This is a genomic window from Bacillus sp. TE9106W (assembly GCF_054062215.1).
Genome location: NZ_JBSSFA010000003.1, coordinates 137,726 through 163,102 on the forward strand (window position 1 = coordinate 137,726; position 25,377 = coordinate 163,102).

A 25,377-nucleotide genomic window follows, 5' to 3' on the forward strand; every position below is an offset into this window, starting at 1 on the left:
GCTACATATTCAATGTGACTTTTCTCACATCACTTTCCCCATTCAAAAACTTTTCACAAATCCGTTCGCATTTTGTTCACATCTTCAGGCCATACTCCTTACGGTCATTGAAATTTCACTTTATTTTTAAAATAGCTCTTGCATTTTCATCATATTTACACTCAAAATAGGAAATGTATTGCTTATAAGAAGAAAGGTGATTGCTGTGGCAAACAGTATGACATTATCCCAAGATTTAAAGGAATTACTTGCATCTGTTGAATATAAAATGCAGATAAAAAAGGGAAGTTTTATTTTTCAAGAAGGTATGGAAGCGACAGAACTCTATATCGTTCACTCAGGAAAAGTACAAATTAGTAAACTAAGTGCCGACGGGCAAGAATTAACACTTCGAATTTGTTCGGCATACGACATTATTGGAGAATTAACATTGTTCACGGACAATGCGAAATACTTATTAAATTCAAAATGCCTTGAAGATGTGGAAGTAGGCGTTATAAAGCGTGAAGCGTTAGAAAAAGCATTACTCCAAAAACCAGCTCTTGTATTTGAATTTATGAAATGGATTAGTGAACATTTAAGAAGAATGCAGACGAAGTTCCGAGATTTAGTATTACACGGCAAAAAAGGTGCCTTATATTCTACTCTCATAAGAATGACAAATAGTTATGGTGTTTTAAAGGAAAATGGTATTCTCATCGATTTACCGTTAACGAATCAAGAACTTGCTAATTTCTGTGCAACTTCACGTGAAAGTGTAAATAGAATGTTAAATGAATTAAAAAAGCAAGGTACAATTTCTATTCATAAAGGAAAGATTACAATACACGATTTACAATTTTTAAAATGTGAAATTGCTTGTGAAGATTGCTCTGCTTCTGTTTGTAGTATTGATTAGCGTCTTATTTAGGTACTTATACCTATAAGGAAAGCCGAGGTCTCCAATTAGATCTCGGCTTTCCTTATAAATTACGAAACATATAAAACTAAATTATTTTTTCAATTCATTTGGAATACGTCTTCTGTAAATTACATAACTACGGCTTATATATTTAATTGGGGCACTAAATACATGTACTAGTCTAGTGAATGGCCATACTGCGAAAAGCCCCATTCCTGCAAGAATATGAATTTTAAACCATACAGGTACTTCCGTCATATATTCAACTTTCGGTTGGAAAATAAAGAGGCTTCGGAACCATGGACCGATCGTTGTACGATAATCAAATCCTTTTGAGTCGATATTTAAAAACGTTGAAGAAAGTCCTGCTAGCATTACGATAAGTAATAGAATAAGCGCAATATAATCTCCCTTTGTACTCGTTGCAATGATACGTTTTATTGTTACGCGGCGGTACGTTAATATAATTAAACCGATGATAGAAGCAATACCTGCTGGAAGACCAAAACTAATTGCTACTACATGATACATATGCTCAGAAATACCTATGGAACGGTATACAGCTTCTGGAATTAAAATCCCCATAACATGCCCGCCAATTACGAACATAATCCCAAAGTGGAATAATATACTTCCTATTCGGAGCATTTTCTTTTCTAATAGTTCACTAGATTTTGATGTCCAACCAAATTGATCATAGTTGTATCTGAAAATATGTCCACCGATAAAGATTGCAAAAATGATATAGGGAAACAATACCCATAGAAATTGATCCATCATTTTGACAACTCTCCTTTCTAATTTGTCTGTACACCCCATGTATCGATAGCAAGTAAAACAGCCGAAAGAATTGGTTCATACATACTATCTGCTTCTTTTAACTGAACGTGTAATGCTTGTATATTCTCCTTGTATTTACTCATAATTGGTTCACTGTCTTGCTCATTTGCATTTGCAAAAAACTCGAGTAATAGCGGTAAATAATCAGGTAGTTCTTTATCTGTTACTTCAAAACCAGATTTTTTATAGTGCTGTTTTAACTCTAGTAATTCAATACCTCTTTCTCTTTGTTCACCGGTGTTCATATACGTTAAATACATATTTGTCTTCTTACCAAAATCAAATGTATATACGTAACTGTCAATGAGTTGATCATTCGTTTTATGTAGCGCTTGTTTTATAAATGTTGTAAGTGATGCTTTAACGTCTTCCTGTTCAATCGCTTCAATCTCTTCTAGTAATTCAGTTAAAGCTTCTCTCCACCCAAGTTCCGGGTAAGAGAGAAGGAATGAAGAACAAGAAAAAGCAGTTTGTAGACTTTGTTTCATATTTTTCCGCCCCCATTATTTAAGAAATTGTCATACAAGAACCTGGACCACCTGCAAATGATAAACCACAGCTTCCTTGCTCGCTGTATAAATCTGCCACTTGTTCACGATGAGATGTCGGGATGACGAAGCGATCTTTATATTTTGCAATGGCAAGAAGACGATACATATCTTCTACATCCTGTTTCGTTAAACCAAGTTCTTTTAATACAGCTTCATTTGGTTCTTTATTAATTTGCAGTGCTCTCATATGCGTTCGCATAACAGCCATTTTTTTCAATGTAAGTCGAATGTGTGATTCATCTCCTGCAGTAAGTAGATTCGCTAAATATTGAATTGGAATACGCATATTATCGATAGCAGGGAAAATCTCTTCTGCTTGCCAGTTACTACCTTTCCCTTCCACCATATTCATAATTGGACTAAGTGGCGGGATATACCAAACCATTGGCATTGTACGATACTCTGGGTGAAGTGGTAGAGCAATTTTCCAATCGATAATCATTTTATAGATTGGTGACTGTTGTGCCGCTTTAATCCACTCTTCAGGAATGCCTTGTTTTTTCGCTTCAGCTGCTACTTCAGGATCATTTGGATCTAGGAAAACAGTAAGCTGAGATTCATATAAATCTTTTTCATTCTCAACAGAAGCCGCTTCTTTTACTTTATCAGCGTCATATAGCATTACCCCAATATACCTGATACGTCCTACACATGTTTCCGAACAAATTGTTGGCATACCAGCTTCAATACGTGGGAAACACATTGTACATTTTTCCGCTTTATTCGTTTGCCAGTTAAAGTACACTTTTTTATATGGGCAAGACGATACGCAGAATCTCCATGCACGACATGCATTTTGATCTACAAGAACAATCCCATCTTCTTCCCGTTTATACATCGCACCAGATGGACAAGACGATACGCAAGATGGATTCATACAATGTTCGCATATGCGTGGTAAATACATCATAAAGACATTTTCAAAATCGGTTTTAATTTCTTCTTCCATTTTCTTTACGTTCGGATCTTGTAATCCTGTTATATGTCCACCAGCTAAATCATCTTCCCAGTTTGGACCCCATTCAATTTTGTTGATAAATTCGCCTGTAATTGCTGATTTCGGACGAGCAACTGGCTGATGCTTACGCTGCGGACTATTTGTTAATGTTTCATAATCATAGTTCCACGGTTCAAAGTAATCATCAATTGTTGGTTGATCTGGATTGTGGAAAATATTCATAAGGCGCTTCATTTTCGAACCGGATTTCAGCTGAATTTCACCATTTTTTAATTCCCAACCGCCTTTATATTTCTCCTGATCTTCCCATTGCTTCGGATAACCAATACCAGGTTTTGTTTCTACGTTATTGAAATACATATATTCAGCACCTGGACGATTTGTCCAGGTGTTTTTGCATGTTACGCTACAAGTATGGCAGCCGATGCATTTATCTAGGTTCATTACCATTCCGACTTGTGCTTTAATCTTCAAGCCAATCTACCTCCTTCAGTTTGCGAATTACAACGTTTAAATCGCGCTGGTTCCCAGTTGGACCATAATAGTTAAATCCATAACTTAATTGACCATATCCACCAATCATATGTGTCGGTTTTACGTGAATTCGAGTTGGACTATTATGCGTTCCCCCGCGATTACTTGTTAATTTCGTTCCAGGTACGTTAATGTGGCGATCTTGCGCATGGTGCATAAACGCCATTCCTCTCGGTATACGGTGCGTTACAACAGCACGCGCTACAACAACCCCGTTACGGTTAAAGCACTCGATCCAATCATTATCTGCAACGCCAGCCTCTTCAGCATCCTCTTTATTCATCCAAACGGTTGGACCACCTCTAAATAGCGTTAACATCGGTAATGAATCGAAATACATACTATGAATGGACCACTTATTATGCGGCGTTAAATAGTTTAATGTAATTTCTTTTCCTTCTACTTCAGGTCGTGATTTACGGAACGGTTTATGTTGCAGAATTGGTTTAAATGTTGCCATCGTCTCACCAAATTCTTTCATCATGTCATGATCTAAGTAGAAAGATTGTCGACCAGTTATCGTTCTCCAAGGGATAAGACGTTCCACATTTGTTGTAAATGGTGAGTAACGGCGTCCACCTTTTTCAGAACCTGTAAAGGCTGGAGAAGTAATTACTGTTTTTGGCTGTGCTGTAATTTGTTCAAATGTGAAGCATTCTTCTTCACGTTCTTCTGCTAAATCACGTAGCTTTAAATCCGTTTGTTTTTCAAGTGCTTCCCATGCTTTTACAGCCATATGACCATTTGTTGTAGAAGACAGCGTTAATACCGCTTCAGCAGCATTGATTGCTTCTTTTATGTCTGGACAACCTTTCGCAATAGAATCTGTTCGAACAACTCCTAACCGGCTCTTTAATTGCTCATACTCTTTTTCTGCCGACCAAGAAATTCCTTTCGTACCAATCGGTTGTTTCCCGGCATTTGGTCCAAGTGCCGTCATTTTGTCATAAATCGTTTTATAATCCCTTTCGACAACATGAATTTGCGGCATCGTTTTACCTGGTATTGGTTCACACTCACCTTTGCTCCAATCTTTAATCTTACCAAGTGGTTGTGCTAATTCTTGCGGTGTATCGTGAAGAAGTGGTGTTGCAACAACTTCTTTCATTGGGTCAAGATCAATTTTCTCTGCTAAATCTGACACAGCTTTAGAAAGAGAAGTGAAAATGTCCCAATCAGAGCGTGCTTCCCACGGCGAACCGATTGCTGGATTAAACGGATGAACAAATGGATGCATATCTGTACTGCTTAAATCGTGTTTTTCGTACCAAGTTGAAGCTGGTAAGACGATATCAGAATAAAGTGCTGTTCCAGCCATACGGAAATCTAAATTAATAAGTAGATCCAGCTTCCCTTCTGGTGCGCCCTCATGCCACTTAATTTCTTCTGGGCGTATTGAATCACTATCGTCATTCATTAATCCATTTGTTGTACCTAGTAAATGTTTTAAGAAATATTCGTGCCCTTTACCGGAACTTGAAATTAAGTTCGCACGCCATACGAATAAGTTGCGCGGGAAGTTATTTTTGTTATCTGGATCTTCAATCGCAAATTTCAGTTCTTTTTCTTTTAGTTTTTGTGCAACATATTTTCCGATTTCTTCTTGTGTTGTTGCACCAGCAGCAACAGCTTCTTTATATAGTTCAATTCCATTTTTCTCAAATGTAGGATAAGAAGGTAACCAACCAAGTCGCGCCGCTAAAACGTTATAATCACCGTGATGTTGATAACGAGAGTTTCCTTCCACTGGTGATGCTAAATGTCCAACTGGTGTATCTTCATAGCGCCATTGATCTGTTACGAAATAGAAGAAAGATGTACCATTTTGTAATTTTGGTGGCCCTTGCCAATCTTTTGCCATTGCGATTGTTTGCCATCCTTCTGCTGGTCGCAATTTTTCTTGCCCAACATAGTGCGCCCAACCACCGCCGTTTACACCTTGCGCTCCGACAAGAAGAACAAGATTTAAAACGGCGCGATAAATTGTATCAGAGTTAAACCAATGGTTAATACCAGCTCCGACAATAATCATTGAGCGACCGTTCGTATCAACAGCATTTTGTGCGAACTCACGAGCGATTTGAATAATAAGCTCACGTTTTACTCCTGTCATTTTCTCTTGCCATGCAGGTGTAAACGGCACGTCATCATTGAAGTCTTTCGGCTCTTGTCCGCCAAGCCCTCGGTTCACACCGTAATTTGCTAACGTTAAGTCGTATACGGTTGTAACGAACACTTCGCCTTCTTCTGTCATAACCTTTTTCACTGGAATTGTACGTTCTAACACTGTGTTTCCATCATCAGAGAAGTACGGAATTTGCACCGTTTGAACACTATCTTCCATTCCAAGTAAAGAAAGACGTGGATCAATCTTTTCACCTGTTTCTTCATCTTCTAAACGTAAATTCCATTTCTTTTCGTTATCCCAACGTGACCCCATTGTGCCATGAGGTGTTGCAAAATCATTCGTGTTCTCGTTCCAAAGTACAGGTTTCCATTCTCCTAACTTTGTTTCGCGTCCAATATCAGAAGCATTTAAGAATCGATCCGCAACGAATTGGTCTCCTTTTTGTTTCAATGTAACGAAGAAAGGAAAATCAGTATATTGCTTCGCATACTTTGTGAAGTATTCCACTTGATTATCTACGTAAAATTCTTGTAAGATCACGTGCCCCATTGCCATCGCAAGTGCACCGTCTGTACCTTGTTTCACACTAATCCAATCATCTGCAAACTTTGTTGACTCAGCGAAATCAGGACTGACAGAAACGACTTTCGTTCCTTTATATCGAACCTCCGCTAAAAAGTGTGCATCTGGTGTTCTTGTCATCGGTACATTTGAACCCCATGTCATAATGTAACCAGAGTTATACCAGTCACTACTTTCTGGTACATCTGTTTGATCACCCCAAATTTGCGGAGAAGCTGGTGGTAAATCTGCGTACCAATCATAGAAACTAAGCATCGGTCCACCCATAAGTTGCATAAAGCGGCTGCCTGCAGCATGACTTAACATCGACATAGCTGGAATTGGTGAAAAGCCAACATTTCGGTCTGGACCGTATTTCATTACTGTATATAATAATGAAGCTGAAACGAGTTGTAACACTTCATCCCAATTCGCACGAACGAATCCCCCTTTACCACGTGCCTGCTTATACTTGCGTGCTTTTTCAGGGTTTTCCACAATGCTTTTCCAAGCATCTAATGGTGACTCATTATTTTGTAATTCCTCTAGCCACATACTCCAAAGAACACCACGTACATACGGATATTTCACACGAAGTGGACTATAAATGTACCAAGAAAAACTCGCTCCACGTGGACATCCTCGTGGTTCAAAGTCAGGCATATCTGGACCTGTTGTTGGATAGTTAAGCTCCTGTCCTTCCCAAGTTACAATTCCATCTTTCACATAAATGTTCCAACTACATGAACCAGTACAGTTCACACCATGTGTAGAACGAATTACTTTATCATGCTGCCAACGCTTTCTATACACATTTTCCCATTCACGATCTTCATATGTTTCTTGTGTATGATTATCGTTATAACGATCTATTGGTGAAAAATATTTTAAACGTCTCATTAGTGCTGAAGGTTTCTTCTTCATACTGTTCACTCCTTTAATACGTCTCTCTTACATACCCTTACTATAAGAGAGGTTGTAAAATACAGATGTGACATTTCGCACAGTTCAAGAGATTGTCAAAAATTTATTAGAGAAAAAGTTTTTGAGAACATTTTTTGTTTCATTGTGAAGATTTATCGTTAATATTGATTATTAAGAGAATAGTATTTTGAAGTATCGACTATTTTGCAAAAGAAAAACGTAGGAAAAGCCCCTACGTTTTTCTTTATAAATATATGAAACAGCCATTTGAATGTATTTATAAAACTAGAAATCATTATTTACCATATTGCCCTTAGTTACTGAAACAATTATACTAGATGTAATCAGAATAAATAATCTGAATATTCTTAGAATTAAAGGTAATAGTTTTATACTCGCACATAGAGAGGTAAGTTCTATTTTCCACTAAATAGATTAGAAAACGATAATAACACATTAGGAGGATTACGATGCACCAGTTTGATTCATTACATCCCATTATAGAAAAAATAATTAACAATATTGAAAAATTAATGGTCGGAAAAAGAAAAGAAACGATTTTAGCTTTGACAGCTCTCTTAGCTGAAGGTCATGTACTATTAGAAGATGTTCCTGGCGTTGGGAAAACAATGTTAGTACGCGCTCTTTCTAATTCCATTGATGCTGATTACAAGCGAATTCAATTCACACCTGATTTACTACCGTCAGATGTAACAGGTGTTTCTATTTACAATCCGAAAGAGCTCCAATTCGAGTTCAAGCCTGGACCAATCATGGGGAATTTTATACTTGCTGATGAAATTAATCGTACATCTCCCAAAACACAATCTGCCTTACTTGAAAGTATGGAAGAAGGCAATATTACAATAGATGGTATGACAAGACCGTTACCAAAACCGTTCTTTGTAATGGCTACACAAAATCCGGTCGAATATGAGGGAACATATCCTTTACCAGAAGCCCAGCTCGATCGTTTCTTATTGAAGCTAAAAATGGGATATCCTTCGCCAGAAGAAGAATTTGAAATTTTAAACCGGATGGAAAAAACAAATCCCCTCTCCCATTTACAAGCTATTACTACAATAGAAGAATTACTTTATTTGCAACAAAGCGTACGGGAAGTAAGTATGGACAAAGGAATTAAGCATTACATTGTAAAGCTTGTTAGTCAGACTCGTTCTTATAGTTCTATACAACTAGGTGCAAGTCCGCGTGGCTCGATTGCTTTAATGAAAGCTTCACAAGCTTATGCATTCATCCATGGCAGAAATTATGTTATTCCAGACGATGTTAAATTTTTAGCTCCTTACGTGTTAGCTCACAGACTCATTCTAAAAATGGAAGCAAAATTTGAAGGAATAACAGGGGAACAAGTTATTTCAAAAATCGTTGCACGAACTACCGTGCCGACTCAAAGGAAGATGAACCTTTAATGAAACGCACGCTACGAGCACTATATCACGTTACGAAGTTATTACTAATCCCTTTATGCCTAGTGTTAACATTTGTGTATGCTATGCTTCAAGGAGGATTTGTAAGTTGGTTTTTATTTTACAGTATGGTTCCTATTGGTCTTTATTCACTTTTACTCCCCTTCTATGCTTTACGGGGTGCTGAATTAAAAAGAATAACAAATCAAAACGATTATGTAGCAGGAGAACGATTTGTAAGCACGATTACAATAAAAAGAAAATTTCCTTTCCCCTTACTTTATTTAGTTATAGAAGATGAACTGCCACCACACTTTACAAGTTGTAGACAAACAAAGATGAATAAAACAATACTCTTTCCAGGATTAAAACGAAATATTTCGTTTCAATATGCAATTGACACAATCCCTAGAGGAGAGCACACTTTTTCAAGCGTACGAGTCAAAACTGGTGATCTATTCAGTATGATGGAGAAAGAAGTAACTTTTTCAGTTCCGGATACATTTTTAGTCTATCCTCAGTATGTAGATATAACGTATCAGCAATTGGAAAACCATTTCGAGCAAGGAGCGCTCTCAGCAAATATAAATTTCACAAAAGACTCTACCATTTCTGTCGGTGTGAGAGACTATAAACCTGGTGACCGCTTTTCATGGATTGATTGGAAAGCAACTGCAAGAACAAACAACATTATGACGAAAGAGTTTGAACAACAGCGTAGCCATAATATTATGATATTCATAGACAGAACTGAGTCCCCTCTATTCGAATCAGTCGTCATATTTACTGCCTCTATTGTCAGGGCTGTATTGAAGCAAAATTCACCAGCGTCATTTGTGTCTGTCGGAAAAGAACGAACTTTTTTCCCTTTAGACAATGGAGATAGTCAGTTGCAGCAAATCTTTTGTCATTTAGCAAAAATACAAGCGGACAGTGTATTCCCGCTCTCCCAGAGTGTAGAAATGGAATTAAGAAAAGTTTATGAGCCCGTAACAATTATACTCGTGACAAGCGATCTTTCTCCCGATATTCAAAAGGCGGCTGACTATGCCGCTATACAAAATAGAAAATTACTAGTTTTTATTGTAAAAGAAAAACCGAATCAACTCTCACATCGAGAACTCAATATTTTAGAAACTCTACAAAAACGAAAAATATTTGTAAATGTGGTTTATGAAAACCGATATACAAATGTGTTTTTTGAGGTGAGCAAATGACAACATTACAAACAAAATACAAATGGGATATGAGCAGATTCTTCATGCATGCATGCGCATTTCTACTTTTACTAGAATGGATACGACCCCTTATAGGTATTACAAACGTAGGTAGATTAGATATTTTTGTAATATTTATAGGAATTTGCTTCACACTCTCTTTTTTTCAAACAAAGTGGCAGATTCCGATAAAGATCGTGACGATTTTATTCATCATTCACTTCCTATATTATAAAAATATTTTTATAAATCCATCTTGGCTAACGAAATTTGTTACTGATATTTCTCGAAATTCCTCTCTGTTATTTCAGGGGAATTTGCTAGATATTTCTCCAGTTTTTCCAACCGTTTTATTTTTTCTATCATTTTGGTTTTTGAGTGCTTTCATCTCTTTTTGGATGATTCATAAAAAGCGTGGATTGTTATTTCTTATATTGACTATTATTTATATCACAATTTTTCATAACTTACATTTATACAATGCAAACTACGCTATTATTCGTACCGTTGTCATCGGCTTTTTTATGCTGAGTCTTCTTCGTATAGAACATATAAAAGAGAGTGAGCACTTACAAAATTATGCTAGAGAAATCTCAAAACTACTTAAACCTCTTACAATATTTATTGTATTGTCAGCAACCATCGCATACTTTGCGCCAAAATTTGGCCCTCAATGGCCAAACCCAATGGATTTTTTAAAATTCAACACATCCGAATCAAGTAAAAAACAAGAAGTTTCTAAAATTGGATATGGTCTTGATGACTCAAAATTAGGCGGTCCTTTTACGGCAGATCCTACAATTATTTTCACAGCACAAACGCAAAACAAACAATATTGGAGAGTAGAAACGAAAGATTTTTATACAGGAAAAGGCTGGGAAGTTTCTGAAAAACAAAAAAAGGTTACTTTTAAAAATAATAACGACGTCGTGAGCTGGTACGAACAAAATACAAAAACAGAAACAACTAAGGCAACAATCACCATGCAAAAAAGGTATCCTCACCTTACTCACCTTACCTATCCAGCAGGATTAATATCAGTTGAGGCTTCTTCTGATATATCATACAGCGTTGACCCATTTTCAGAAAAAATCTATACGATGGACGGAGACTCTTCCACTACTTTACATTCATATAAAGTAACATATGAGGTCCCGGAGTTTTCCATAGAAAACTTGAAAGCTGTAAAAACGAATGAAGGTCAAGAAACAAATCCTTATTTCATGACAAAGTACACGCAACTTCCCGAATCATTACCGCAGCGAGTAAGAGACTTAGCTGTAAGTCTAACAAAGGATAAAAACAACCGATATGATAAAGTATTAGCTATTGAAAACTATTTCACCGACCATTCTTTTGTATATGAAACAACGAATGTCTCATTCCCTACCAAACACCAAGATTATGTAGATCAATTCCTTTTCGATACAAAAAGTGGCTACTGTAATAATTTTTCAACGTCTATGATTGTTTTACTTCGTTCTGCCGGAATTCCAGCTCGCTGGGTAAAAGGTTATACAGAAGGAACTCTTGATAATACACTTGTGGGTGCTGAAGGTGAGGATGTTTATAAAATCGCGAACGATAACGCACACTCTTGGGTCGAAGTATATTTTCCTGGGTACGGATGGATTCCATTCGAACCAACAAAAGGATTTACGAATCCCTATAATTTCACAAATAATACTCCTGCTCCTACTATACAAAATAGCGAAGAAACTAATTCTCAAAACGTGCAAATACACCAGCGAAACAATGAAGCAAAACTCAAAAGTTTACTAGAAGATACAGAAGAAGCTCCTACTCAAAAGATTACAAATTCTAAAAATAGACTTTCTTGGTGGTACGTATTCCTCTCTACGATACCAATTAGTATCATCGGATATATTCTCTTCACCACTAGAATGAAATGGATTACATTTTTTATTATTCTTTTCTACAAATACCGAAAAGATGATGCTGTTTATAGCAAAGCTTACGGTGCACTTTTAAAACAATTTGCGCGAATCGGCATACGACGAGGTGAAAGTCAAACATTTCGAGAATACGCTCTCCACATCGATACACTTTACAACTCGAATGATATGCAACACCTTACTTTCAGTTATGAGAACGCTATGTATCAAAAAGGACAGGCCGCAGCAGAATGGGAAAAATCCGTACACTTATGGGAAATCCTTATGAAAAAAGCAGCTTCTCCGCCGAAATCAAATGACTTCCATTCAGTGATTTAATCTTGATAATGTGAGTTTAAAGAAAACGCCCCAAAGAACTACATTGTTCTTTGAGGCGTTTTTTAATAATGTGAAACTCCTAGTTATTCTCCAAGTACCTTCTCAATCTCAACCTCTAAATCCACTGGCTTCGTTTGCGGTGCAAAACGCCCTACTACTTTTCCGTCTTTTCCAATTAGAAATTTTGTAAAGTTCCATTTTACTGCTTTCATACCGAGTAAACCTGGTGCTTGTTCTGTCATGTATGTATACAGAGGATGAGCCTTATCACCTTTTACATCAATTTTTGCAAACATTGGGAAGTTTACACCGTAGTTTAATTCACAAAAGCTTGTAATATCTGCTTCTGTACCTGGTTCTTGTCCTCCGAATTGGTTACATGGGAAACCGAGTATTTCTAGCCCTTGTTCTTTATATTTATCATATACTTCTTGTAATCCTTTATATTGCGGTGTAAACCCGCATTTACTAGCTACATTTACAATAAGAAGTACTTTTCCCTCGTAATCTTTTAACGATTTTTCTTCACCTGTTATTGTTTTAGCTGAAAAATCATACACTTTCATTGTCTTTGCCCCTCTCTTCACTATCATTCTATGTTTATACTATACTACATTCGTGAATTTACAGCTCTTATTACGTATTTTCTCCCCACGATTGTAAACGCTTTATTTCCGTTCGAAAATTCGACACAAATTACTAGACTTTTATGATGGAAAGTTTTACAATTAAATTGTGAACAAAATGTGACAGTTTATATTCTATTATTATAGAAAAGGATGGTGTTCAATATGAAAACTGCACAACATGAAACGATTTCAAATCGCGAGTTTTATTTCGTACTATATATGATGTTATTGTATGTGATTGGCTGGGTAATCGATGTAAATGGTTTATTCTTAAGCTCCTACTTTAATTTAGCGGGAGAGATTATGCTTCCATTAGTTGGCGGCATTGTTGGACTATTCGTTATGTCTATTAATAAACAACAAAGACAATAAGAACATTACAAAAAGGCAGAAGACGAAACTTTCGTTTTCTGCCTTTTTGTATTTTTAGCGTATAATAGTTACATACCGTATATAAGGAGTGGTAAAGATGAAAAAAGTAGAACAATTATCTTCTCACCTATATCTTATTGATGATTTTGATTTACAACATAATGAACGAACTGGTACGTACGTTTTATTAGGTGATGATATTACTTTAATTGAAACTTGTGCAGCCCCTTCTCTTCCGTATATTTTAGACGGCTTACAACAATTACATATTGATTTAAACGAAGTTAAAAACATTATCGTTACACATGTTCATTTAGATCACGCCGGTGCTGCTGGTTTAATGATGGAAAAATGCCCAAATGCTACTTTATATGTGCATTCTCGCGGTGCTCGTCATATGATTGACCCAACAAAACTCATTTTAGGTGCAAAAGCTGTGTACAAAGAAGATTTCGATAAACTATTTGATCCAATTCTTCCTATAGAAGAAGAACGTGTTCGTATTGTACAACATGGTGATACGTTAAAAATTGCCGAAGACCGTATCCTTACATTTTACGATACACCGGGACATGCAAAGCACCATATTAGCATTCACGATTCATTAACAAACGGCATTTTTACTGGCGATACAATTGGCATTTATTATAGAGAACTCGCAGACGTTGGTGTAGAACTATACCTTCCTTCAACGTCTCCTTCTCAATTCCAACCAGATGCGATGATTGCTTCTAAAAATCATATTCAAAGTATGAATGTAGATACTATTTATTTCGGCCATTACGGTGCATCCTCTAATGTTACAGAAGTATATAACCAACTGGAACATTGGCTACCTATTTTCGTTCATACTGGAAAAGAGGTCTTTGAACAGTATAATGATTTCGATGAAGCGACTAAAGCTTTACAAACTGTATTAATGGATAAGATTTCTTCCCACCTTACAAAGTTAAACGTTCCATCAGATCATTCTGTTTATAACATTTTACATCTAGATATAGAAATTAGTGCGATGGGCATTATAGATTATTTCACGAAGCAAGAAAAAGCAAACACCACTATTAAATAACCGTAAAAGAAAAGATATACAACAGTAGTTATTGTATATCTCTTCTTTTTTTGAATATATTTTGAGTAAAGGATGGTGGAATATAATGCAAAAAGTGATGCTATACCTCTGCTTTACATTATTTATCGTCTTATTATTATTTGTCGGAGTGAAAATTCAATTTTATTTAGATACAGACGCACAAGTAAACTTTAACGTTTATCCAAGATTATTCTACTTTACACTCTTCCCTCTTATAGTCGGCATTTTATTACGATTCCTTCAATCTATTAATCGTGAAACAAGTAAACAAAACTGGCGCTTTCAACCGGATAAATTTATCGCCATTACTGTGCCTACGCTATTCATTTCCTTTTCTCCAGCTCTACTCTTTTCACCAGTTGGTTCATACTTACCTTATTTAGCTAATATTATTCTTATAAATACAACTTTTGTTACGATAATTAGTTTAATAGCTGGTTATTCACTGTTAGATTCCTTTATACAAAAAGACACTGCAAATATGAAAAAATATAACTAATGACCAATACTTAAATATCATTGGTTTCGGCGGTTTATTTATAAATGCAATATTACTTGTAAAAGTCGCTACACATGAGAAAAGGAAATTTATATTAAACTAAAGGGGATCACGTACTAAGTCAATTTACATTTCAATCAAGGGAGAATTATTATGTATAGATTTTTTGGAATCTCATGTTTAATGTTTCTCGCAAGCATATGTTCTTTCTTTATTTTAGGAGGGCCTAATGCGAATTTAACTTTAGTTATTTCAATACTAGGTATTCTTTCATTACTGGGGATTTTTTTTGCGATAGCATCAAAAAATTGGTTATTCGGAATAGTTGGTACAGTATTAAATGGACTAATACTAGTAGTTGTATATTTCCTATTGCTAGCAAAAGGAATAGGTGATTAATATAATTACGTTTCAATAAAGAAAGCTCAAAGCTAAAGCTATGAGCTTTCTTACTTATCTTACCTTTTCGTCTACATACTCCATAAACTGCTCCGCTTTAATCAACCTTTCTTTGTACGCCTCAGGTATTTCTTCTACTTTTATTGCACCAGTTGATTTTGTCTTCACTCGTACGATTTCATGTGTCATTAAAGCTTCCATATAGCAATCAAACTCTTCTTGCGTTAATACTTCTTTACTTGATTTATGACCATTTAATTTATCAAAGTATGGTTGAAGGCCCATACTTACCTTTTTCATTTCTTCTCTTTTTTCTGGTGATAATGCATCATAATCAATATTACCGTTCGAATCTCCGTACACAAGCTTTGCATTCGTTAATTTCTTTAGTTCTTTTGTAAACACTTCATATTCTTTCGTACCCATTTCATCTTTCGCTTCTGATAACTTTGCACTAAAACGCATGTACGCCTCTAATGTCATCGTTCCAGCATGCTTTTTTAAATTCTCAAAAGATCCGTATATACCATCTGCCATAATAGATTGATACGCAAAACCAGTCGTAGGGATTAAAAAAGCCGCCGCAAGTACTCCTGCGATAAGGCGTTTCTTCCTCTTACGCCCCCCTTGATTCATTTTTATTTGAACGATTACTTTTTCTTTCAACTCCGGCGGGGCAACAATCCCCTTCGCTTCTTCTTGTATAGATTCTCTAACTCTACAATCTAAACTCATTTCACATTCCCTACCTCTCCTAAAAAGATTTCTTCTATTTGCTCTTTTTGACGTAGTTTTTTTAATGCTGCGTGAATTCTAGATTTCACAGTACCAATTGGAATATGTAATATTTGTGCTACTTCTTCTTGAGAGTAATCGTGTAAGTATCTTAAGATAATAACTTGTTTCAATTTATACGGTAATTTATGAATAAGTTCGATTAATTTTTGGTTTGATATTTTACTTATAAGATCGTTAGAAAAATCAATTTGTACCGGTTTTCTTTGCTCTTCTGCTTTTTTTATAATTCGTAGTCGCATCCACCTCTTTCTTCTATAAGAATGAATTTGTTTAATTGCAAGTCCAATTAGCCAAGGACGAAATGGCTTCTCGCTATCATACTTACGAAGCGATTCATATAGCTGTATGTATATTTCTTGAACGACATCATCTACATCTGCTTTATCATCTATTAAAAAATGTGCTGTCTTATATACTTCTTGGATTGTTTTATCATACAATTCGCTATACGCTTCTTTATTGCCCGATAAAGTTAATTGGATTAAATGTGTGTCATCTATTTCACCCTTCATATTCCAGCCCTCCTTTGTCTTACACAATATATTGGCAAGTAATTTATATTTCGTTCGATTTTTCTAGAAAATTTTATATAAATTAATATAATGATTCAATACGTTCATAAGCTTCGCTTATAACCTTGCATAACAATTATATAATTTTCCAATTTCTAATGAAGACTTAAAATGATTTATATAGTCAAATTTAGGAGGATATATGATGAAAGCTATCGTTGTAACGTCGTTCGGAGGACCTGAAGTGATGAAATATACAGATGTAGATATACCGGCTATTTCAGAAGATCAAGTTTTAATTCGTGTTGTTGCTACGAGTGTAAATTTCGCTGATATTAAATCACGTTATGGCAAAAAAGGAAATAAAGCGCTACCTTTTATTCTAGGGATAGATGCCGCTGGTATTGTAGAACGTGTCGGTTCTCATGTGAAAAATATTTATCCTGGACAACGTGTCATTGCTTTCCCTCAAAATGGATCTTACGCTGAATATGTTGTTGCAAATGAAAATCTTACTTTCGTATTACCTGATGAAGTCGATTTTCAAACTGCAGCAGCATGCCCTATCGTATCTTTCACAAGCTATAATTTACTCGCAAATGTAGCAAGGCTTCAACAAGGTGAATCTGTACTCATTCATGCGGCGGCTGGTGGAATTGGCACTACTGCTATTCAACTTGCAAAACTATTAGGGGCTGGAACAGTTATAGGTACTGTCGGAAGTGAAGCAAAAAAAGAAATTGCTTTAGATGCCGGTGCTGATTATGTAATTGGTCATCAAGATGAAGATTTTGTAGAGAAAGTCAATGAGCTGACAAATGGTGAAGGGGTTGATGTAATTTTAGACTCTATTTCTGGAACGGTTTCGGAAAGAAGTTTAAAATGTCTTGCTTATTACGGCCGCCTCATTCATTTCGGTAATGCAAGTGGTGAAATTGGCAATTTCCAAACGAAAGATTTACATGCAAGTTGCCGCTCTATACTCGGTTTTAGCTTTGGAACTACACGAAAAAAACGTCCTGAACTACTCCAAGAAACTGCAAATGAAGTTTTCCGTTATTTGCGTGACGGACATTTGCAAATCAAGGCTACGAAATCTTTTCCACTTCAAGATGCAGGGAAAGCACATGAATGGGTCGAAAGTAGAAAAAGTACAGGGAAAGTAATACTAACTGTTCAGTCCTCCTCCTGAAATGAATACTTGAAACCGAGGTGTCATTCATGGGATCACGAATTATGCATGCTATTATCGCTAACGGTATTGCCGAAAAACTATGTATTCAAGATAGAACTTCTTTCATACTCGGAGGTGTAGCCCCTGATGCGGTTCATTCAGCAGAAGAAAAAGGAACTTCACACTTTTACGCTGGCACAACGAAAAATTATACGAGAAGGATAGCTTTCAATTCTTTTTTTCAAAAATATAAAGCTCAAATGGATTCCCCTTTTCTCTTAGGCTATTACACTCACCTCATTGCCGATGATAATTGGCTAAGTGGATTTTTTCTACCTTGGCTAAAAAATAGAATAGAAAATGACGGGACGATCGCACCCCTGTACTATAACGATTTTAAATTGTTAAATGCAAAGTTGCTTCATCATTACGATAAAGAACAACAGCTCTTCTCGCTTCTCAATCAAGATGCTCACATTGTCGATATTGAAGAGGTTTCTAAAGAAAATGTTTTAGAATTCCGAAAATATCTTTTTGAAGATATGTTGTATCCAGAGCAACATTTGCATAAAGACTTACAGGTGTTTACGTTTAATCAAATCATTGGTTATATTGAGACAGCTATTGAAAAAGGCGTATTTTATATTAATCAACTCTCAAATGAAAAATCCACTTCAAACATGTAATCCCCCTCAATATATTTGAGGGGGGGGGATTTTCACATAACAATATTATTATTGGTTCTTTTCCATAATCGCAAAATAATTCCCTTCACTATCAGCAAAGTTAAACACTTTACCAGAAGGCATAGTTACCATTTCTCCAACAGTAACATTTTTATTTGTTAAATCTGTATATAATTGATCAAGATTTTCTGAGAAGAACATTAAAGATGGTGTACCAAGATTCAATTCTGGGCTCATTTTAGAAATCACTTCTTTATTATGTAGTATAATGCTCGTTTCTGCACCGCTTTTCGGAGCGATTTCAATCCATCTCATTCCTTGCTTGTTATCTTCCTCTGCTACTACATGAAACCCTACCTTTTCCGTCCAAAAATTGACTGCCTCATCTTGATTATTTACATATAACATAATTTGTCCTACTTTATGGATCATTGCATTTCCCCCTAATGGTTTTTATATTCTATGTAGCTTTCTACAGGTAATGTTATTTTTCCTTTGTCATTCAATTACAAACAAAAAAGACGTAACTACAAATAGTTACGCCTTCCCCAGCATTTATCTAGGCTTTTTCTTCCCAGTAAATGCTGGTTTCTTTTTCTTTGGTGCTTTCGGTTTTGTTTCTACAAATGATCCTTTGAACATTTCTTGCTTCGTAAATACAATACCTAGTTTTTTCGCAAATTGTAGTAATTTACGCTCTTCTTGTGGTGTTACAAGAGATACAACAGTTCCTTCTTTACCCATACGTCCAGTACGTCCAGAGCGGTGAATATATTGGTCTACTGTGTCTGGTAATTCTAAGTGAATTACATGTGTTAAATCGTCAATATCGATACCGCGTGCTGCAATATCAGTAGCAAGTAAAATTTCTAATTTCCCGCCGCGGAATGCACGCATTGTTGCTTCACGCTCTTGTTTACTTGCTTCTGCATGAAGAGCTGCTGCTTTCATTTTACGGAATTTCAATTTCTCGGTAATTTCATCTAAACGGAATGGGTCGTTTAAGAAAGCAACTGCTTTTACATCGCCCATATGCATAATTCTTCTTACGTAATCATTTTTCTCACGTCGCTCACAAATGATATACGTATGCTCAACTAAGCTTTTTGACTCTGCACGTGTTACACGTACTAAATGTGGCTCAACTGCTAAATCACGCGCCGCATCTTCTGCTGCTTTTGTCATTGTCGCTGAGAAGAATACTAATTGACGATCACGCATCGTAGATTTAATTACATCTTGCACAGCGCCCATCATCTTTTGTTTTACAATTTGATCAAACTCATCAAATACAATTGTTTTCACTTCATGCATTTTTAGCTTTTTCATACGAATTAATTCTAAAATACGACCTGGTGAACCGACAATTACTCTTGGGTGTTTCTTTAATTTTTCTACTTGGCGCTTAATATCTGCACCACCAATTAAAGATGCACCTGAAATTTCAGTTCCTGCTGTAAACTTTTGAACCTCCTCATGAATTTGCATGACAAGTTCACGTGTTGGCGCTAAAACAACAACTTGTGGCTGTTTTACTTCAGGATTGATTTTATGTAAAAGGGGTAATAAGTACGCTAATGTTTTTCCTGTTCCAGTTGGAGATTCAGCTATAACGTCTTGTCCTTCTAAAATAGTTGGAATCGCTTGTTTTTGAATTTCAGTTAACTCCTTAAAACCAGCCTTCTCCCAAGCTTGTTGTAAAAATGGTTGCATATCTTTTATCATTTGTTTTTCTCCTTTATCTCTATTTTTGAAGAAAATGTTGTATTGTTCGCACCGTTTCTATCATGTGTGAAATAACAGCTATTAAATCATCAACATGGTCTTCTGTAATCGCTTTTTGAAATAGAACCTCTACCTTATTATGATATGAAATCGCTTGCTTATTATATTCGTATGAAAGTTTTTGCGTAATCATTCTTTCTTTTCCCCATATAGAATGCATGAAAGTTTCAATTTCACCGCACACTACTTCTGGTTTTTCAATCGGGAATGAAAATGCTAACTTCATTTCGCATCCTGGTGTAAATTGTGGTACTTCTAATATTTCACCAGACAAGTTCTTTGCATCTACAGATAGTGAAAATGTTGCCTCTACTAACGGTTCGAATGGTTCTGTTAACTGAAATGAAATATGATATATACGACTTAATGAAGCAAGGTCCATCATATCTTTTCGATCTGTTACAAGAATATCTCCATGTAAATCAAAATCATATACAGCGCCTTCTACGATTACTTTTAAATTATCAAAAGCAGTTGGATCAAACATAATTTCCTCCAAAAAACAGGCGCCTTTCGATGGAAAGGCGCCACTTGATGTATATATAGTTTACAGATAAACGAGATGAATTACAACCTTTTAGAATAAACCTACTGCTTTTCCATCTTCATTTACATCCATTTGTAGTGCTGCTGGTTGTTTTGGAAGGCCTGGCATTGTTAACATTGTTCCTGTTAACGCAACGATAAAGCCTGCACCAATAGATGGTTTTAGCTCACGAATTGTAACGATAAAGTCAGATGGACGACCTAATTTCGTTGCATCGTCAGAAAGAGAGTATTGTGTTTTCGCCATACAAATTGGTAGGTTACTCCAACCTTCGCCTTCATATTGAGCTAATTGCTTACGTGCTTTCGGAGCAAATTCAATGTCTTTTGCGCCATACACTTTTTGAGCAATTGTACGAATTTTCTCTTCTAATGGTAATTCTAATTCATAAAGTGGTGCGTAGTTGTTTTCACCTTTTTCAATTTCTTTTAACACTTTTTCAGCAAGGTCAACTCCGCCTTGGCCACCTTTCTCCCAAACTTCTGTTAAGGATACCGCATAGCCACGCTCATTACACCATTCTTGTAAGTATGCAACTTCTGCATCTGTATCTGTAATGAATTTATTAATTGCAATTACGAAAGGCACACCGAAGCTTTGAATTGTTTCAACGTGCTTCTGTAAGTTCTCCATACCTTTTGCTAATGCATCTACATTTTCTTCTTTTAATTGATCTTTTGCTACGCCACCATGCATTTTAAGCGCACGAATCGTCGCAACAATAACAACTGCTTCTGGTTTAATGCCAGCTGCACGAGCTTTAATATCTAAAAACTTCTCAGCACCTAAATCTGCACCAAATCCAGCTTCTGTAATAACATAATCACCTAATTTTGCTGCCATTGTTGTAGCGATAACACTGTTACAACCATGAGCGATATTCGCAAATGGTCCGCCATGAATGATAGCTGGTGTATTTTCTAACGTTTGCACTAAGTTTGGCTTTAATGCATCTTTTAATAATAATGTTAACGCACCTTCTACACCTAAATCTTTAACCGTTACAGGTTGATTTGCAAAATTATAAGCAACTACGATGCGTGATAGACGTGCTTTTAAATCTTGAATATCTGTCGCAAGGCAGAATACGGCCATAATTTCAGATGCTACTGTAATATCAAAACCGTCTTCACGCGGTACACCTTGAACCGGTCCACCAAGACCAATTACTACGTTACGAAGGGCACGATCATTTAAGTCAACACAACGTTTCCAAACGATTTTACGCGTATCAATTCCAAGTGTATTTCCTTGTTGGATATGATTATCAATAAACGCGGCTAACGCGTTATTAGCAGTTGTGATCGCATGGATATCTCCAGTAAAGTGAAGGTTAATGTCTTCCATTGGTACAACCTGTGAAAAACCACCACCTGCTGCTCCGCCTTTTAGCCCCATCGTTGGTCCAAGAGATGGTTCGCGAAGTGCAATTACTGTTTTCTTACCAATTTTATTAAAAGCTTGACCTAAACCAACTGTTACTGTTGATTTACCTTCTCCAGCTGGAGTTGGGTTAATTGCTGTTACTAAAACAACTTTACCGTCTTTCTCATTCTGTAAGCGCTTAAAAATATCAAGAGATAACTTACCTTTATAATGCCCGTATGGCTCTAATTCATCTTCTAAAATATTTAAATCAGCTGCAATTTCTTGAATCTTTTTCATACTCGCTTCTTGTGCGATTTCAATATCGGATTTAACTGTTGTAGTAGTTGTCATATACCCTAGTCCCCCTTTAATTGGTTCTGATGATATTGTATCAGTTTTTTGTATTTTCTGCACTTATTTACCTCCTAAAAATTCTTTCATTTCTTTATGCTTTTTTAACATAAATATCCATAAGAACGTTAACGATTGTTGTAACTCTGTAGATAGTTGACCTAACATCTTCTCATTTACTCCGCGCTTATATACACCGATACCATCTACAACTTTAAAACCTTGTTCTTTTACTAACTGTTCAAATTCCCAAGGCATCATCGTATTACACACAACGTCTTTGCCGTATAAACGAGGATAACTGTTCTCTCTTGGCTTTGCAGTCGGTCCTAAAATTGCAATACATGCATATCCATCACTTTTTAGAACACGCTTTATCTCATTTAATGCTCGTAATGGCTCCTCGGTCCATTCTAAAGAATTAATTGCCATAATTGCTTCAAATTGTTCATTTTCAAATGGTAAGGAAGAAAGATCTCCTTTTATAAAAGATAAATCAGGTCCTTCTCCGCGCTCCTTCCCTTTTTGAATCATCACTTCTGATATATCCACTCCAACTGCTTTATAGCCCGTGCGACTTAATTTATATGTACCGTATCCATCACCACAACCAACATCGAGCACCTCGGCTTCTTTCTTTACGTACTGTTCAAAAAACGGAATAATTGTACTCCTACTCCCGCTGTCCCACATCTCCTGACTATTTTGATTCCAAAACTCTGCACTACTATCCCATTTCTTTTCTGCTGATTCATGCCAATTAAATTTCGTCATACATTCCCCTACCTTCACGCTTTATCACTCATTTCATTCTACATCATTTTCCAAAATTCCTGTTTTATCTTCATTAGGAAATGTACATGCTAATGAAGGAATCTTTATTCTCCAATTTTTGCTTTACTTGGGTTTAACTCATACTCATGTTCTTCTCTTGATGAAAGATACTATAAGTACACCCAATTGAAAGAGAGGGATGTACATGCGAAGAAAGAGAAATCATCATTTTAAAAGTGGTGAAAAAAACGAAGAGTATGCAGCTGAAATATCACCAGCTGGCTTACCAATTAGACATAAGCGTAAAGAAATTGCAAATGAAATAGAAGGTACAAATACCGGTGCAATGATAGGCTATGTCGCTTTATTTCTTTCGCTTTTCTCCATTGCATTTTATCCAGTTACACTCGGTTCCCTTGCGATTTTAGTTGGCTTATTAGCTGTCAATTTCGGAGCAAGAACACTTGGATATACAGCAATTGGTTTTGGTAGTTTTTCTGTTTTATTTACTTTACTTTATCCGCTTGCTTTGTCAGCGTTTTAAAAAAACACACCAAGTTATACTTGGTGTGTTCATTCGTGATACAACATAATATGACCGCATCCACAGCAATGTTTCGCTGTAATTTCTTGAAACACTGGATAATTTTCTTCATCCCGATGCTCAATAAACACCTTTTCAAAACGGTACATGTTTGGCGCATATGCCCAATCTTGTTTCGTACGTGCATATAATGTAGAAGAGAAAAACTCCTCACCGCCACAAACAATACATTCCTTCTTCATCACTATCCCTCCTATGCTTGTCTTACTTCATCTATATGAACATAAGCATAAGAAAAAGACCTTCTATTACTAGAAAGTCTTCTCTGAAACAAAAAGAAATGTACCAAACATTCCTACCCCGCTATATTCTTTCGTAACATCAGCTTCTGTTTTAAATGTTTGCTTTACAGTCATAAAGAATACACCATTTCGTGCATCTGTACTTTCAAATTTTAGTTTTTCTTTTTTACCATCTACATTTTGTGTGCATTCAAAACTACTCTCGTCACATTTCAATGCATACTTATCTTCTAGATACAATTTAAAATCTGATTCTTTCGGACAAGTTATAAGTAAAATTGCCACAAGAATAATACTTATAATACCCACAATTGTATAATATTTCTTCATTTGTACTCCTTTCAAAAGACAAGAAAACTTGACTGCATGCGCCAAGTTTTCTTAGTCCACAACCCATTGCCACTCTTGTTCTTTCTTATCAAAAATAAGCCAGCCAGTCTCTGTTGCTTCTTCTTTCAATTCATCGATATTGTCTAGTACCTCATCCGTACTTTCATACGAACCCACTACATATACCGGAATTTCAAGACCCCTTCTTGACTCAATTTTCCCTGCCAGATCAATGTAAAGACCATCTTCCATTAATGGAAGAAGCCCCATAATCACTTCTTTTGAAATTGCTGGGAAAATTTTTGATTTTTGGAAGAAAGAAAAACGTTTCTTACCGAAAGCACCGAGTTTATAAGGAATGACTTTACTTAACATCCCTACAAAGTCTGCAATTCTACGATAATACACTTTGTTGTACCATCCGTCATCATGTGAAAAATAAACAAATCTATTTTTCAATAACGGGAAGAACGTTCTTGCAAGTGGTTCTTTTTTGTGAGCCAAATATAAAAGCTCTGCAATTTCTTTTGGCTCTAGTTCATCTAAATCGCTTGCATCATCAAAATCTACCCAACAAAATTCATCAAATTCATCAATCTCTGCTTGAATTAACTTATGTATATTTTCTTCCTCAACATATTCAAATAAAGTATGATAATGAAAATCTGTCCATTCAAAGTTATGCTTTAAAAGCAACACTTGATGAAGCGGTGAAGGGATGTTACTTGCAAACTCTTTAAACGTAATTCCTGATGTAATAAAACAATGACCTCGACGATTACCATTAATATATATCATATTCTTTACTTGGTCAGATCCTCCAGACAAAGCACCTAGCCACCTTCGTTTTATATGTTTCAATTCTATAGCATATTTTAACATGAAAAATTTTAGAAACATAGAAAAAACTTCAAAAACTATTTACAATTTCATGTGTTT

At 35.9% G+C, this 25,377-nt stretch carries 26 protein-coding genes; 11 read left to right on the forward strand and 15 right to left on the reverse strand.

The annotated features are described in order from the left end of the window. Positions 1 to 205: 205 nt before the first annotated feature. Positions 206 to 898, forward strand: a complete 693-nt coding sequence (locus tag ACVWY7_RS07060; protein ID WP_000013871.1) for a Crp/Fnr family transcriptional regulator — start codon at positions 206 to 208, stop codon at positions 896 to 898. A gap of 93 nt (positions 899 to 991) precedes the next feature. Here ACVWY7_RS07060 and narI read toward each other — a convergent pair whose 3' ends face one another. Genes narI through ACVWY7_RS07080 form a run of 4 tightly spaced genes read right to left on the reverse strand, consistent with a single transcriptional unit; the run spans position 992 to position 7,397 of the window. Beyond that, positions 992 to 1,681, reverse strand: coding sequence for a respiratory nitrate reductase subunit gamma (gene narI / locus ACVWY7_RS07065; RefSeq protein ID WP_000969192.1), 690 nt, complete (start codon positions 1,679 to 1,681; stop codon positions 992 to 994). A gap of 17 nt (positions 1,682 to 1,698) precedes the next feature. After that, on the reverse strand, positions 1,699 to 2,229 hold the full coding sequence (gene narJ / locus ACVWY7_RS07070) for a nitrate reductase molybdenum cofactor assembly chaperone (protein WP_000814219.1): 531 nt from the start codon (positions 2,227 to 2,229) through the stop codon (positions 1,699 to 1,701). Between the two features lie 19 nt (positions 2,230 to 2,248). Continuing rightward, positions 2,249 to 3,724 carry a nitrate reductase subunit beta gene (narH, locus tag ACVWY7_RS07075; RefSeq protein ID WP_073523003.1) on the reverse strand — a complete coding sequence of 492 codons (1,476 nt, stop codon included), beginning with the start codon at positions 3,722 to 3,724 and terminating at the stop codon, positions 2,249 to 2,251. After that, positions 3,714 to 7,397, reverse strand: a complete 3,684-nt coding sequence (locus ACVWY7_RS07080; RefSeq protein ID WP_000729061.1) for a nitrate reductase subunit alpha — start codon at positions 7,395 to 7,397, stop codon at positions 3,714 to 3,716. The genes narH and ACVWY7_RS07080 overlap by 11 nt, the downstream gene beginning before the upstream one ends. A 470-nt stretch (positions 7,398 to 7,867) precedes the next feature. Here ACVWY7_RS07080 and ACVWY7_RS07085 point away from each other — a divergent pair, with 470 nt between their 5' ends. From ACVWY7_RS07085 to ACVWY7_RS07095, 3 genes are read left to right on the forward strand one after another with little or no spacing between them, the layout of a single operon-like run. After that, a complete protein-coding gene (locus ACVWY7_RS07085) occupies positions 7,868 to 8,830 on the forward strand; it encodes an AAA family ATPase (RefSeq protein WP_000553863.1) in 963 nt (320 codons plus the stop codon). After that, complete coding sequence (locus ACVWY7_RS07090; protein WP_456523724.1) at positions 8,830 to 10,044, forward strand: DUF58 domain-containing protein; 1,215 nt, start codon at positions 8,830 to 8,832, stop codon at positions 10,042 to 10,044. The genes ACVWY7_RS07085 and ACVWY7_RS07090 overlap by 1 nt, the downstream gene beginning before the upstream one ends. Continuing rightward, complete coding sequence (locus ACVWY7_RS07095) at positions 10,041 to 12,278, forward strand: transglutaminase TgpA family protein (protein ID WP_456523725.1); 2,238 nt, start codon at positions 10,041 to 10,043, stop codon at positions 12,276 to 12,278. Before ACVWY7_RS07090 ends, ACVWY7_RS07095 begins: the two co-directional genes overlap by 4 nt. A gap of 83 nt (positions 12,279 to 12,361) precedes the next feature. On the opposite strand, the gene bsaA is transcribed toward ACVWY7_RS07095, so the two are convergent. Further along, complete coding sequence (bsaA, locus tag ACVWY7_RS07100; protein WP_000870116.1) at positions 12,362 to 12,844, reverse strand: glutathione peroxidase; 483 nt, start codon at positions 12,842 to 12,844, stop codon at positions 12,362 to 12,364. A gap of 225 nt (positions 12,845 to 13,069) precedes the next feature. Between bsaA and ACVWY7_RS07105 the strand changes: the two genes are divergently transcribed. From ACVWY7_RS07105 to ACVWY7_RS07120, 4 genes are all read left to right on the forward strand, one after another. Next, positions 13,070 to 13,279, forward strand: coding sequence for a DUF3925 family protein (locus ACVWY7_RS07105; protein ID WP_000844978.1), 210 nt, complete (start codon positions 13,070 to 13,072; stop codon positions 13,277 to 13,279). A gap of 97 nt (positions 13,280 to 13,376) precedes the next feature. Continuing rightward, on the forward strand, positions 13,377 to 14,348 hold the full coding sequence (locus ACVWY7_RS07110) for an MBL fold metallo-hydrolase (protein ID WP_000754993.1): 972 nt from the start codon (positions 13,377 to 13,379) through the stop codon (positions 14,346 to 14,348). A gap of 85 nt (positions 14,349 to 14,433) precedes the next feature. Continuing rightward, positions 14,434 to 14,868: a hypothetical protein gene (locus ACVWY7_RS07115; RefSeq protein ID WP_149885188.1), complete on the forward strand. Its 435-nt coding sequence runs from the start codon at positions 14,434 to 14,436 to the stop codon at positions 14,866 to 14,868. A gap of 153 nt (positions 14,869 to 15,021) precedes the next feature. Beyond that, positions 15,022 to 15,267, forward strand: a complete 246-nt coding sequence (locus tag ACVWY7_RS07120) for a hypothetical protein (protein WP_000285543.1) — start codon at positions 15,022 to 15,024, stop codon at positions 15,265 to 15,267. A gap of 54 nt (positions 15,268 to 15,321) precedes the next feature. On the opposite strand, the gene ACVWY7_RS07125 is transcribed toward ACVWY7_RS07120, so the two are convergent. Both ACVWY7_RS07125 and ACVWY7_RS07130 read right to left on the reverse strand, forming a co-directional pair. After that, the gene (locus ACVWY7_RS07125; RefSeq protein ID WP_073522985.1) at positions 15,322 to 16,002 is read right to left on the reverse strand and encodes a DUF3600 domain-containing protein; all 681 of its coding nucleotides are present in this window, start codon (positions 16,000 to 16,002) and stop codon (positions 15,322 to 15,324) included. After that, positions 15,999 to 16,577: a sigma-70 family RNA polymerase sigma factor gene (locus tag ACVWY7_RS07130; RefSeq protein WP_000675548.1), complete on the reverse strand. Its 579-nt coding sequence runs from the start codon at positions 16,575 to 16,577 to the stop codon at positions 15,999 to 16,001. Before ACVWY7_RS07130 ends, ACVWY7_RS07125 begins: the two co-directional genes overlap by 4 nt. Positions 16,578 to 16,782: 205 nt before the next feature. Between ACVWY7_RS07130 and ACVWY7_RS07135 the strand changes: the two genes are divergently transcribed. Both ACVWY7_RS07135 and ACVWY7_RS07140 read left to right on the forward strand, forming a co-directional pair. After that, the gene (locus ACVWY7_RS07135; protein WP_000644641.1) at positions 16,783 to 17,769 is read left to right on the forward strand and encodes a quinone oxidoreductase family protein; all 987 of its coding nucleotides are present in this window, start codon (positions 16,783 to 16,785) and stop codon (positions 17,767 to 17,769) included. Between the two features lie 29 nt (positions 17,770 to 17,798). After that, positions 17,799 to 18,437 carry a zinc dependent phospholipase C family protein gene (locus tag ACVWY7_RS07140; RefSeq protein ID WP_000535598.1) on the forward strand — a complete coding sequence of 213 codons (639 nt, stop codon included), beginning with the start codon at positions 17,799 to 17,801 and terminating at the stop codon, positions 18,435 to 18,437. A 48-nt stretch (positions 18,438 to 18,485) separates the two neighbouring features. Here the strand turns inward: ACVWY7_RS07140 and ACVWY7_RS07145 are convergent, their stop codons facing one another. The 5 genes from ACVWY7_RS07145 to ACVWY7_RS07165 form a co-directional block, all read right to left on the reverse strand. Beyond that, positions 18,486 to 18,869 (reverse strand): VOC family protein, encoded by a 384-nt coding sequence (locus tag ACVWY7_RS07145; protein WP_000581466.1) that lies wholly within the window; start codon positions 18,867 to 18,869, stop codon positions 18,486 to 18,488. 123 nt (positions 18,870 to 18,992) lie between these two features. Next, positions 18,993 to 20,162, reverse strand: coding sequence for a DEAD/DEAH box helicase (locus ACVWY7_RS07150; protein WP_000588612.1), 1,170 nt, complete (start codon positions 20,160 to 20,162; stop codon positions 18,993 to 18,995). A gap of 19 nt (positions 20,163 to 20,181) precedes the next feature. Further along, a complete protein-coding gene (locus ACVWY7_RS07155) occupies positions 20,182 to 20,709 on the reverse strand; it encodes a hypothetical protein (RefSeq protein WP_000460210.1) in 528 nt (175 codons plus the stop codon). A gap of 90 nt (positions 20,710 to 20,799) precedes the next feature. Next, the gene (locus ACVWY7_RS07160) at positions 20,800 to 22,488 is read right to left on the reverse strand and encodes a formate--tetrahydrofolate ligase (protein ID WP_001985392.1); all 1,689 of its coding nucleotides are present in this window, start codon (positions 22,486 to 22,488) and stop codon (positions 20,800 to 20,802) included. Between the two features lie 63 nt (positions 22,489 to 22,551). Then, positions 22,552 to 23,262, reverse strand: coding sequence for a class I SAM-dependent methyltransferase (locus ACVWY7_RS07165; protein ID WP_000160032.1), 711 nt, complete (start codon positions 23,260 to 23,262; stop codon positions 22,552 to 22,554). 205 nt (positions 23,263 to 23,467) lie between these two features. Between ACVWY7_RS07165 and ACVWY7_RS07170 the strand changes: the two genes are divergently transcribed. Beyond that, on the forward strand, positions 23,468 to 23,806 hold the full coding sequence (locus tag ACVWY7_RS07170; protein ID WP_001253207.1) for a hypothetical protein: 339 nt from the start codon (positions 23,468 to 23,470) through the stop codon (positions 23,804 to 23,806). A gap of 29 nt (positions 23,807 to 23,835) precedes the next feature. Here ACVWY7_RS07170 and ACVWY7_RS07175 read toward each other — a convergent pair whose 3' ends face one another. The 3 genes from ACVWY7_RS07175 to ACVWY7_RS07185 all read right to left on the reverse strand — a co-directional run bounded on the left by ACVWY7_RS07175 (position 23,836) and on the right by ACVWY7_RS07185 (position 25,266). Next, positions 23,836 to 24,048, reverse strand: coding sequence for a hypothetical protein (locus tag ACVWY7_RS07175; protein ID WP_000711202.1), 213 nt, complete (start codon positions 24,046 to 24,048; stop codon positions 23,836 to 23,838). Positions 24,049 to 24,117: 69 nt separating this feature from the next. After that, positions 24,118 to 24,438, reverse strand: a complete 321-nt coding sequence (locus tag ACVWY7_RS07180; protein ID WP_000761170.1) for a hypothetical protein — start codon at positions 24,436 to 24,438, stop codon at positions 24,118 to 24,120. Between the two features lie 51 nt (positions 24,439 to 24,489). Then, a complete protein-coding gene (locus ACVWY7_RS07185) occupies positions 24,490 to 25,266 on the reverse strand; it encodes an oxalate:formate antiporter (protein ID WP_000014091.1) in 777 nt (258 codons plus the stop codon). Positions 25,267 to 25,377 lie beyond the last annotated feature (111 nt).